This window comes from Mesorhizobium sp. M2C.T.Ca.TU.002.02.1.1 (genome assembly GCF_003997225.1).
This window is the reverse complement of the sequence record NZ_RZTO01000125.1, coordinates 1-10686: the sequence shown is the minus strand read 5'-3', so window position 1 is coordinate 10686 and position 10686 is coordinate 1. Positions and strand designations below refer to the sequence as shown.

General features: G+C 65.1%; 10 protein-coding genes. 1 reads left to right on the top strand and 9 read right to left on the bottom strand.

Annotated elements, in window-relative coordinates; translation table 11 throughout:
- Positions 1–176 precede the first annotated feature (176 nt).
- The 5 genes from EOD07_RS09500 to rsfS all read right to left on the bottom strand — a co-directional run bounded on the left by EOD07_RS09500 (position 177) and on the right by rsfS (position 5767).
- Positions 177–1367 (bottom strand): divergent polysaccharide deacetylase family protein, encoded by a 1191-nt coding sequence (locus EOD07_RS09500; protein WP_127235236.1) that lies wholly within the window; start codon positions 1365–1367, stop codon positions 177–179.
- A gap of 349 nt (positions 1368–1716) precedes the next feature.
- A complete protein-coding gene (locus tag EOD07_RS09495) occupies positions 1717–3048 on the bottom strand; it encodes a S41 family peptidase (RefSeq protein ID WP_164772142.1) in 1332 nt (443 codons plus the stop codon).
- A 1-nt stretch (position 3049) separates the two neighbouring features.
- Positions 3050–4384: a murein hydrolase activator EnvC gene (locus EOD07_RS09490; RefSeq protein ID WP_073985038.1), complete on the bottom strand. Its 1335-nt coding sequence runs from the start codon at positions 4382–4384 to the stop codon at positions 3050–3052.
- Positions 4385–4844: 460 nt separating this feature from the next.
- Positions 4845–5327: a 23S rRNA (pseudouridine(1915)-N(3))-methyltransferase RlmH gene (gene rlmH / locus EOD07_RS09485; RefSeq protein ID WP_127235235.1), complete on the bottom strand. Its 483-nt coding sequence runs from the start codon at positions 5325–5327 to the stop codon at positions 4845–4847.
- Positions 5328–5389: 62 nt separating this feature from the next.
- Positions 5390–5767 carry a ribosome silencing factor gene (gene rsfS, locus EOD07_RS09480; protein WP_071071267.1) on the bottom strand — a complete coding sequence of 126 codons (378 nt, stop codon included), beginning with the start codon at positions 5765–5767 and terminating at the stop codon, positions 5390–5392.
- Positions 5768–6010: 243 nt separating this feature from the next.
- On the opposite strand from rsfS, the gene EOD07_RS09475 reads away from it, so the two are divergent.
- Positions 6011–6862 (top strand): mechanosensitive ion channel domain-containing protein, encoded by an 852-nt coding sequence (locus tag EOD07_RS09475; protein ID WP_127235234.1) that lies wholly within the window; start codon positions 6011–6013, stop codon positions 6860–6862.
- An 11-nt stretch (positions 6863–6873) separates the two neighbouring features.
- On the opposite strand, the gene EOD07_RS09470 is transcribed toward EOD07_RS09475, so the two are convergent.
- The 4 genes from EOD07_RS09470 to EOD07_RS09455 all read right to left on the bottom strand — a co-directional run.
- Complete coding sequence (locus tag EOD07_RS09470) at positions 6874–8160, bottom strand: MFS transporter (RefSeq protein WP_127235233.1); 1287 nt, start codon at positions 8158–8160, stop codon at positions 6874–6876.
- Between the two features lie 200 nt (positions 8161–8360).
- On the bottom strand, positions 8361–8948 hold the full coding sequence (locus EOD07_RS09465) for a nicotinate-nucleotide adenylyltransferase (protein WP_127235237.1): 588 nt from the start codon (positions 8946–8948) through the stop codon (positions 8361–8363).
- Between the two features lie 83 nt (positions 8949–9031).
- Positions 9032–10318 carry a glutamate-5-semialdehyde dehydrogenase gene (locus tag EOD07_RS09460; RefSeq protein ID WP_127235232.1) on the bottom strand — a complete coding sequence of 429 codons (1287 nt, stop codon included), beginning with the start codon at positions 10316–10318 and terminating at the stop codon, positions 9032–9034.
- Between the two features lie 31 nt (positions 10319–10349).
- On the bottom strand, positions 10350–10686 hold a 337-nt coding region (locus EOD07_RS09455), incomplete at its 5' end, for a PUA domain-containing protein (protein WP_348627747.1).

Sequence of the window (10686 nt, the reverse complement as noted above, 5' to 3'; positions counted from 1 at the left end):
GAATGGTGAATGGTGAATGGTGAATGGTGAATGGTGAATGGTGAATGGTGAATGGAAGTGACCACCGGAAGCCGCGCCGTCACACTGAAATCTTGCCCTATTCACTATTCACTATTCACTATTCACTATTCACCATTCACCATTTACAGCGTCGTGCCTCGGCGACCGGCCAATGGCTAGCCCTTCTGCGGATCGATGGCCACCGCCGAGATCGGCACGATCTCGATGCCGCGCTTCTTCGCTTCGGCGATCCAGGACGTCACCGTGTCGACGGTGATATCGAAGGCTGAACCGATGCCGATCGCCGAGCCCTTGGCCCGCGCCGTCGCCTCAAGGCTGTCCAGCTTCTTGAGGATTTCGCCGCGATCCTGCACGGCATCGATCGCCATGTCCCCGGCGGCGAAAGGCACGCCGTCCTTCAAGGCAAGCTCGGGCGCAACGCTGCGCGCGGAAGACCCGTCGTCGATATAGGCAAGCCCCCGCTTGCCGAGCTCGGCCATGAACGGCTCCATCGCGTTCGCATCGGCCGAAAAACGCGCGCCCATATAGTTCATCACGCCTGTGTAGTTGGTCGTGCGCGACAACGCCCAGTGCAGGCTCTTCAGGTTCTCCTCGGGACTGGCCGAGACCGTCAGCGTGTTGCGGCCGGGGTTGACGTTGGGATAGTCGAACGGCTCGAGCGGCACCTGCATGACGATTTCATGCCCGCTCTGCCTTGCCGCCTGCATCCAGCGGCCGATGCTGTTGCCTTGCGGCGCGAAGGCCAGCGTCACTTCGGCCGGCAGCTTGGCGATCGCCGCTTGCGTGCCGGTCTGCGACACCGCGAGCCCGCCGATAATGATCGCAACGCGCGCCCCGCGCGCCCCCGACCACGGCCGCGCATAGACGTCGAACGGCCTCCGGCCATCAGCAGAACGCATCGGCAGCGGACCGGTGTCGCTGGCCTCGATCAGCGCCCTGTCCGGGATATGGGCGACCTTGAGGTTCTGGCCGAGCGTCGAGGGATCGCGGATGACGATCGCCGCTTTCGGCGGGCCGTCGCCCTCCTCGGTCTGGACGTGGATGATCTGTGGCCCGCCGCTCTTCATCGGCGTGCTGGGCTGTGGCGCCGCCGCCGCGACCGGAGCCGATGGGGGCGCCGGCGCAGGAGTGGCGGGAGCAGCGACGACCTTCGGTGTCGAGACCGCCACCTCTTCCGGCTTGCGGAACGGCTTTTCACGCAGCGCGATCGCACTGGAGACGCCAATCACGGCAAGCACTGCGACCGCCGCGACAGCTGAGCCGCCGCCTATGCCGCGCCGCGCCGGCCGCTTGGGTGGGAGCGACTGTCCGAGCGGGCGTTCGATATCTTTGCCGATGTCTGCCAAGTTAAGTTCCCAGCACGCCGCCCCGTGAATGTCACGTTAAACGTGAGATCCTGCGCAACCTTCGGCGCTATACCCCAGACGCGTGGCGCCCAGATCAGGATGACGTTTCGTTGAACCGCCACCCTGATCTAAATTTTTGTTGGAGCATGATCTTTCCCGAAAACCGGTTCCCACTTTTCGGGATCATGCTCTTAGCCTCGGTCCCCGAATCAAACTGCCGGAACCTCGCGGTCCCGGCAGCATTGCATTGCTTAGCTCGATCGGCCAGAGCCCAGCCTAGTGCATGTCGCCCAAAAGTGCGTCGCGGTTTTGGAATAACGACATGCACATACTCAAAGCCCGAACCGCATTACTGGTTCAGCACGGCCTTGTCCGGGTTCGGCGGGAAGGCCGGGTCGGTCTTCTCGCCGCGCAGCAGCTGCTCGGCATAGATCAGCTGCAGGTCGTCCTTCGGATCCGGCGGCACATAGGCGGCCGAGCCCGAACCGGTTGCGCTCTCGTCGGCGCCCTTGATGTGGCCCTTGAGGTCGGATTCGCCGCGGGTGAGGTCACGGCCCTGCAGGTCAGGCGGCAGCGGCTGGTCGACCTTGATGTCGGGCGTGATGCCCTTGCCCTGGATCGACTTGCCCGACGGCGTGTAATAGAGCGCCGTCGTCAGCCTCAGCGCGCCATTCTCGCCGAGCGGGATGATGGTCTGCACCGAGCCCTTGCCGAAGGACTGCGTGCCGACCACAGTGACGCGGCGCAGATCCTGCAGCGCGCCGGCGACGATTTCCGACGCGCTCGCCGAGCCGCCGTTGATCAGCACGATCATCGGCTTGCCGTTGATGTCGTCGACCTGCTTCGGCTTGGCGTCGAAGCGGGTCACGTCCTTCGGGTCGCGGCCGCGGGTCGAGACGATCTCGCCGCGCTTGAGGAAGGCGTCCGACACGCTGACCGCCTGGTCGAGCAGGCCGCCCGGATTGAGGCGCAGGTCGAGCACATAGCCCTTCAGCTTGTCGTTCGGCACCTGCTTCTTGATGTTCTCGATGGCGTTCTCGAGATCGTCATAGGTCTTTTCGGTGAAGGAGGTGATCTTCATGTAGCCGATGTCGTTCTCGACCCGGTACTTCACCGCCTTGACCTTGATGATGTCGCGCACCACCGTCAGCTCGATCGGCTTGTCGGCGCCCTGGCGCAGGATGGTGAGCTTGATCGGCGTGTTGACCGGCCCGCGCATCTTCTCGACCGCGTCGTTGAGGGTGAGGCCGCGAACCTCCTCGCCGTCGATCTTGGCGATGTAGTCGCCGGCAAGCACGCCCGCCTTGGCGGCCGGCGTGTCGTCGATCGGCGTGATCACCTTGACGAGGTCGTTCTCCATGGTGACCTCGATGCCGAGACCGCCGAACTCGCCCTTGGTCTGCACGCGCATGTCCTGCGCCTGTTCGGCATTCATGTAGGAGGAGTGCGGGTCGAGCGAGGCGAGCATGCCGTTGATGGCGTTCTCGACCAGCGACTTGTCGTCCGGCGGCGTCACGTAATTGGCGCGCACCCGCTCGAAGATGTCGCCGAAGATCGCCAGCTGCTTGTAGGTTTCCGAGCCCGCAGCGTTCGCCGCCGAGCCCGGTGCGCCGTAGACCAGGCTCATTGCCGATGCGCCCATCAGCGCGCCGGCAAACAGAAGCGACAGTTTCCGCATCATTTCACGTCCTTCCAGAGAATCGGTCCGCCCACCATGGGGCCGGATCGACGGGTTTTCCATCCTTGCGGAACTCGACATAGAGTTCCGGCGTCGCATTTCCATTTCGCGAGGCCGAGGTGCTTGCCACCCGGGCCTCTCCCATCGCGCCGATCGGCTCTCCCGCGAGCACCGACTGTCCCGTCGCGACGCTGATTCTGCTCATCCCCGCCAGGACAACATGATACCCGTCGCCCGCATTGAGGATCAAGAGTTGACCATAGGAGCGAAACGGCCCCGCATAAAGCACGTTTCCATCCGCCGGCGCGGTGACGATGGCCCCCGATTGTGTCGCAACCATGTCGCCCTGCATCGCCGCGCCATTGCCGTCGTCGGTGCCGAAACGCCGTTTTATCTTGCCGATGACCGGCAGCGCGATCTGGCCTTGCAAGGCCGAAAATGGCGCAGATCCCGTAAGGCGGTTGGCCTCCGGCACCGGCAGGGCGGCGAGCTCGGTGGTCGAGGCCGTCGTGTCGGCGTCGGTCGACTTGCGCTCGCCGGCCTTGACCTGGTCCTGCGCCTTGCGCGCCTTGTCGGCTTCCAGCGAAGCGATCAGGTCCTTGAGGCTGCTCGCCTTCGCCGCCAGCTGCTGCGAATGCTGCTGCTCGGCCGCGATCGCGGCCTGGGTGTCGGCCTGCAGCTTCTTCTTGGCCTCGAGCAGCATGGTGAGCCGCTTCTTCTCCGCCGTCTGGTCGGTGACGGCGCTGGTGAGTCTCGCCCGTTCGGCCTCGATCGAGGCCGTCACCCTTGTTTGCTCCTTGAGATCGGCCATCAGCCGGTCGGTCTGCTGGCGCAGTTCCGGCACCACGGCGCCGAGCAGGATGGCGCTGCGCACCGACGACAGCGCATCCTCGGGCTTGACCAGGATCGCCGGCGGCGGATTGAGCCCCATGCGCTGCAGGGCGCCCAGCACCTCGGCCAGCACGTCGCGCCGCGCCATGAGCGAGGCGCGCAGCTTCTTTTCCTCGGCCTTCAGCCCTTCGAGCTTGGCGCCGATGTCCTCGATGTCCTGGCCGAGCTTCTGCTCGGTCATCGCCGACTGGATGAGCGCAGCGGTGATCGAGGCATAGTCCTTCCGCACCGAGGCGATATCGGCGGCAAGCTTGGCCAGCCGCTCCGACGAAAGCGTGATCTCCTTGGAAACCTGCTCGTATTCGGCCCGGCTCTGATCGGGATCCGGCGCCGTGTCGAGCGTGTTCTCGGTCGCCCGGACCGGCCCGAGCGCGACCACGGCGGCGACGAGGGTCAAGCCGCAGCGGCTGCGCCAGGCGCGCGTGATCGGGTACCAGCCTTCAGACATCAGGCCCCTAACCTATCCGCCGCTTCGTTAACGAACCATCAACCATGTTGGAAGCGCTACTTTGATCGTGATGTCGAGTTATTGAGGCGGAAATCCGGATAGCAAGGTGCCTCCTGGCTCCCCAGCACAGGGATTTTGAAGAGTTGCCGATTGTCTTGGTGTAAGGCTTCTGAGAAACCCGCGCAAACGCTGGGGATTGGCTGAAGCCGCCCCCCAATTTCGTCATTCTATGGCGGAGCAAGGAGCGAAGCGACGCGGCGCAGACCATAGAATCCATTCCGTGACTTGGAAGCGCCGCCACGGTGCTGAATTTTGCTCCGTTGCACGCCTTGGCAGAGGTAACGGCATGGATTCCAGGGTCTTCGCGACGGAGCTTCGCTCCTGCTCCGCCCTGGAATGACGATCGCGATGGGCGTTTCGGCCAATCTCCAACGCATGCCGCCTGCCAACGCACCGCGAATTACGATCGATGATACGGATGCCCCGCCAGGATCGTGGCGATCCGATAAAGCTGCTCGCCCAGCATCACGCGCACCAGCTGGTGCGGCCAGGTCAGCGCCCCGAACGACAGCACAAGGTCAGCCTGATCGCGCAAGACCTTGTCATGGCCGTCGGCGCCCCCGATGGCGACGACCAGTGCCTTGCGGCCGCCGTCGCGTAACTGGCCGACACGGGCGGCGAGTTCCTCCGACGAAAGCGACTTGCCGCGTTCGTCGAGCAGGATGAGAACGGTACCGGCCTGCAGCTGGGCCTGCAGCTTCTGGGCTTCCTCGCGGCGGCGCTCGTCGGCGCTCTGTCCGCGGCTCTCGGGGACCTCGACGATGCCGGCAAATTCCAGCCCGACCGCGGGCCCGCTTTTGGCGAAGCGCTCGAAATAGCGGTCGGCGAGCTCTCTCTCGGGGCCGGTCTTCATCCGGCCCACGGCATGAACGGTGATCTTCATCCTCGCCCCGGCGAGCTTGTCCTAGCGCCTACCGTGACGGTTCACGGCAGGCGGATCAAGGCTCAGTGCAAGGTCTCTTCCTCGAGGTCCGGCGCCAGCCACATCTTTTCGAGATTGTAGAAGTCGCGGACTTCGGGGCGGAAGACATGGACGATGATGTCGCCCGAATCGATCAGGACCCAGTCGGCGCTGGCCAGCCCCTCGACGCGCGCGGTGCCGAGGCCGGCATCCTTGAGCGCCTTGAGGAGATGATCGGCGACAGCCGAGACATGACGGTGCGATCGGCCCGAGGCGATGACCATATAGTCGCCGAGGCTCGATTTCCCCTGGATGTCGATTGAGACGATGTTTTCGGCCTTGGAGTCTTCCAGACTGGCAAGGACTGTGGCGATGGCGTGGGACGCGGCGTCGTTTACGCTGATCCCGGCCGGCGAAGGCATGATGTCAGCCTTCTTCCGCAGTGCTGTTCTCAGTGTGTTTCCTTTCCCAACAAGAACAACCAAATCACCCATGCAAATCAGGTGACACCACTTAGATAGGCAGAGTTCCATTGCAGTTTCAAGACGACGGCCCCGAAGCGTGATCCCCACGGATGGTCCAGAGGCTTTCAGCCGGACTGCAAAAGGCGGGAACCGATCCCGGGCGCATGGGTTATCGGCGCACCGACCAACGGGATCCCCGTCATGCCCACCGACCCGCAAAGCGCCCTCATCACCATCCAGGCCGGGCTCGCGCAGCTCAGCACCTTGATCGTTTCCTATTCCTTCTCGGCCATCGGCGCCGTCATCCTCCTGGTCGTCGGCTATTTCGTCGCCGGCCTGGCCGAACGCTCGATCCGTGTCGGCCTCAGTCATATCCACGGCTTCGACGCGACCTTGCGCAATTTCTTCTCCAAGATCGTGCGTTACGCCATCCTGATCCTGGTCGTCATCATGGTGCTCGGCCAGTTCGGGGTGCAGACGGCCTCCATCATCGCAGCAATAGGCGCTGTCGGCCTCGCCATCGGGCTGGCGCTGCAGGGCACGCTGCAGAACATCGCCGCGGGCATCATGCTGCTCGCGCTCAGGCCCTTCCGCATCGGCGAATCTGTCGAGGTCGGCTCGATTGCCGGCACCATCGAGGAAATCGGCCTCTTCGCCACCAAGCTGCGCTCCGCCGACGGCGTCTATGTGCTGGCGCCCAACTCGACGTTGTGGAACCAGCCGGTGCGCAATTTCACCCGCAACGGCGTGCGCCGCACCGACATAGGCTTGAGCATCGGCTCCTGGAACGATATCGACCGCGCGCAAAAGACGCTGCTTGCCATCGCCGGCGCCGAAAAGCGCATCCGCCGCGAACCGGCGCCGATCGCCTTCGTGGCCAGTCTCGGCGACGCGACCGTTTCGCTCACCTTGCGTTACTGGACCTCGGCCGCCGACCACTTCTCGACCCAGATCGACATGACCAAGCGCGCCAAGCAGGCTTTCGACAGCGAAGGCATCTCGATCCCGCTGCCGCCTCCTGAGGTGCCGGCGCCGGAGGCACGCAAGCAGTAGTCATGTGTTCTTCACTTGGAGGCGGTCGTCTCGTCCGGCGCGAAGGCAAGCTCCACCGGCAAGGGCGTCTGCGCCGACATCGGCGCGAAACTGCCGCTTGTGGGCGCGGGCGTCGGCCGGCCCGCCATCACGCGCCACAGCACGAACAGACAGAAGGCTGATGCGATGACGATGCCGACATAGATGAAGGCCGCCGTGCCGAAGACGGCGGAAAGCGCCGTGACGAGGCCCGGCACGATGAAGCCGGCCAGCGACCAGGCAAACAGCATCGAGCTCGACAGCGCCAGAAGCTCGTCCTTGGCGGCACGGTCGGCGGCATGCGCGCTGGACAGCGCATAGATCGATTCCGACGCCCCGTCCCAGATGAGATAGATCACCACCAGCACCATCAGCGCGCCGCCGTCGAAGGCGATGGCAAGCACGCTGGCGACGGTCGCCAGCGCCGCCGCGCCCGCCAGCACATAGCGCCGGTCCGTGCGGTCCGAAATCCAGCCGAGCGGTATCTGCAGGATCAGCGTGCCGACCGGCATCGCCGACAAAAGCAGCGCCACGTCGGCCTGGCTGTAGCCCTTGGCGGTGGCGTGGATCGGCGCGAAACCGGATACGATCATCGTCAGGCCGCCGACGGCGAGCATTCCGGCGACGCCAACCGGCGAGATGCGCCAGGCACGGCGCAATGCCACCGATGCGGCCTGCGGCGCGGGCGGCTGCGCGAGCCGCGTCATGCCGACCGGCAGGATGGAAAGCGCCGTGAAGGTGATGCCGATCAGCGCTGCCGCGGCCGTGTGGATGTCGACCGCGGCGAGCGTCGCATATCCCACGCCGAGCCCGGCTATATAGGCGACATAGAACACCGCCATCACCCGGCCGCGGATCGAATTCGGCAAGGCGTCGTTCAGCCAGCTCTGCGCGACGATGAACAGCCCACAAATGGCGAAGCCGTAAAGCGCCCGGGCGGCGATCCAAAGCAGCGGGATCGGCCCGGCGCCGATCGCGGCGTTGGAGAGCGCAATCAGCGCCGAAAGCACCATGAAAGCGCGGGCGTGGCCGACCCGCCTGACGAGCGGCCCGGTCAGGATGCAGCCGGCCAGCCCCCCAGCCGAGAGCCCGGTGACGATCAGGCCGGCCCAGGTCGGGTCGAAGCCGTCGGCGCCGAGACGCACCGGGATATAGGCGAACATCAGCCCATTGCCGATGGCGATCAGCGCCATCGACATGATGACGCTGGCAATGGCGATCAGCGGCGCCGGTTGTTCGGCGCGGCTGGGATCGGTCGTGGCGGTGTTCTGCTTCAGCATGCCAGCGCAGCATCGCTTACCGGAGGACGGAAAGCAGCTGTAAAAGCGACATGGCGCGCCTTCCCTTCCCCCCTTGTGGGGAAGGTGGATTGCCGCGAAGCGGCAAGACGGATGAGGGGTGCTGGAAGGATCTCTGCGTTGCAGAAGTAGCGCTCAAGATCCTCAATCTTGGAGGTCGCACTCCGCTGGAAGGAAGAAACTCAGCCCCTCGCCGCCTTGCGGATCGCGGTGGAGGAGAGCGACGAGCGCGGGCCGTGGATGAAGGTCCAGGCCGGCGCCTGCATGCGGGCGAGCAGCGGCGCGTCGCCCTCGTCGATGCGGGCATAGTCGAAGGTCTTGGCGACCACCGACGACAGGAAGGAGAGCGTGGCGCCCGGACGATCGATGACCGCGATCGGGAAGGTCAGCACGATCTCGCGCCAGCGCTGCCAGCGGTGGAAGTCACGCAGGCTGTCGGCGCCCATGATCCAGACGAAATCGACACCCGGATTGCGCGCCTTGACCAAAGCGAGCGTGTCGGCGGTGTAGCGCACGTGATGCGCCGCCTCGAAGGCGGTGACCTTGATCCTGGGATTCCTGGCGATCCTTTCGGACAATTCGATACGCTCGGCGAGCGGCGCCAGTTCCCGCCCGCTTTTCAGCGGGTTGCCCGGTGTCACCATCCACCAGAGCTGGTCGAGCGCCAGCCTTCTCAGCGCAATTTCTGCGACCAGCGAATGTCCGGCATGCGGCGGATTGAACGAGCCGCCGAACAGGCCGACGGTCAGGCCCTTTGCGGCATGCGGCATGCGAAAATAGCGGGCCGGGACAGGCTGCTCGGCTTGCGAAAGCATTCGCCTTGGCCTCCCTCAGGCCTGCCGGGCGAAAAGCGTCAAGGCCTCACCTGTCCCGACCCGCGCACGCGGTATTTGAACGAGGTGAGTTGCTCGACGCCGACCGGCCCGCGCGCATGCATCTTGCCGGTGGCGATGCCGATCTCGGCGCCCATGCCGAACTCGCCGCCGTCGGCGAACTGCGTCGAGGCGTTGTGCAGCAGGATCGCCGAATCGATCTCGTTGAAGAATCTTTCGACCGCTTGCGTATCCTCGGCGATGATCGCCTCGGTGTGGTGCGAGGAGAAAGTCTCGATATGCTCGATCGCGCCGGCGACGCCGTCGACCAGCTTCACCGCGATGATGGCGTCGAGATATTCCGTCACCCAGTCGGCGTCGGTCGCCGGGCTGGCATCGGCAAAGGCTTTCAACACCTCGGCGTCGGCGTGGATCTCGCAGCCGGCCGCGCGCAACGCTTCCAGGATCGGCGCCAGATGCGTGGCGGCCACCGCGCGGTCGACCAGCAGCGTCTCGGCGGCGCCGCACACGCCGGTGCGCCGCATCTTGGCGTTGACCGCGATCCTTACCGCCATCCCGAGATCGGCCGAGCGGTCGATGTAGAGATGGCAGATGCCCTCCAGATGCGCGAAGACCGGCACCCGCGCCTCGTTCTGCACGCGCCCGACCAGGCTTTTGCCGCCGCGCGGGATGATGACGTCGAGATTGCCGCCAAGCCCTTTCAGCATTTCACCGACCGCCGCGCGGTCGGTGGTCGGCACCAGCTGGATGGCATCCTGCGGCAGGCCCGCGGCCTTCAGCCCTTCGACCATGCAGGCATGGATCGCCGACGACGAATTGATCGAATCCGAGCCGCCGCGCAGGACGACCGGATTGCCCGCCTTGAGGCAAAGCGCGCCGGCATCCGCCGTCACATTCGGGCGGCTTTCATAGATGACGCCGACGACGCCGAGCGGCGTGCGCACGCGCTCGATATGCAGCCCGTTCGGCCGATCCCATTCGGCGATGACGTCGCCGACCGGATCCTTGAGCGCGGCGATCTCGCGAATGCCGTCGGCCATCGCCTTGATGCGCGAAGTATCGAGTTTCAGCCGGTCCATGAAGGAGCCGGACAAACCGGCCTCCTCGCCATTCGACATGTCGATGGCATTGGCGTCGAGGATGGCCTGCTCGTTACGCAGGATGGCGTCCGCCATCGCGGCAAGCGCGGCGTTCTTGGCCTTGGTCGAAGCGACGGCCAGCGGTCGGGCGGCGGCGCGCGCGCGGCGGCCGATGTCGGCCATCAGCGCAATCGTGTCTTCGCCGGATTTTTCATGCAGTTTCAGCATGGTTCATCCTCCGCCCGTCGTCGTTCAATACTTATTCGTCGGCCAATACTTGGTCGCCGACAACGCTTACCACAAGGTCGTCGCGATGGATCATCGCCGAGCGCGCCTCGTAGCCGAGCACGTTTTCAATCTCGGCCGTCTTCAGACCCGCGATCCTTACGGCATCGGCGGCATCATAGGCAACCAGCCCGCGCGCGATCTCGCGGCCCTCGGGCGACAGGATCGCCACCGTGTCGCCACGCGAGAAATTGCCGCTGACCAGTTTTACCCCGGCCGGCAGCAAGGACTTGCCGGATTTCAACGCGCCGATTGCGCCGGCATCGACGGTGAGCCGGCCGGCCGGCTCGAGCTGCCCGGCGATCCAGGTC

What these genes read in the sequence shown, in the direction of transcription:
- EOD07_RS09460 (WP_127235232.1), bottom strand. Translation starts at nt 10,318, where the DNA reads ATGCTGAAACTGCATGAAAAATCCGGCGAAGACACGATTGCGCTGATG.
- EOD07_RS09465 (WP_127235237.1), bottom strand. Translation starts at nt 8,948, where the DNA reads ATGCCGCATGCCGCAAAGGGCCTGACCGTCGGCCTGTTCGGCGGCTCG.
- EOD07_RS09490 (WP_073985038.1), bottom strand. Translation starts at nt 4,384, where the DNA reads ATGTCTGAAGGCTGGTACCCGATCACGCGCGCCTGGCGCAGCCGCTGC.
- EOD07_RS09495 (WP_164772142.1), bottom strand. Translation starts at nt 3,048, where the DNA reads ATGATGCGGAAACTGTCGCTTCTGTTTGCCGGCGCGCTGATGGGCGCA.
- EOD07_RS09470 (WP_127235233.1), bottom strand. Translation starts at nt 8,160, where the DNA reads ATGCTGAAGCAGAACACCGCCACGACCGATCCCAGCCGCGCCGAACAA.
- rsfS (WP_071071267.1), bottom strand. Translation starts at nt 5,767, where the DNA reads ATGCCTTCGCCGGCCGGGATCAGCGTAAACGACGCCGCGTCCCACGCC.
- EOD07_RS09475 (WP_127235234.1), top strand. Translation starts at nt 6,011, where the DNA reads ATGCCCACCGACCCGCAAAGCGCCCTCATCACCATCCAGGCCGGGCTC.
- rlmH (WP_127235235.1), bottom strand. Translation starts at nt 5,327, where the DNA reads ATGAAGATCACCGTTCATGCCGTGGGCCGGATGAAGACCGGCCCCGAG.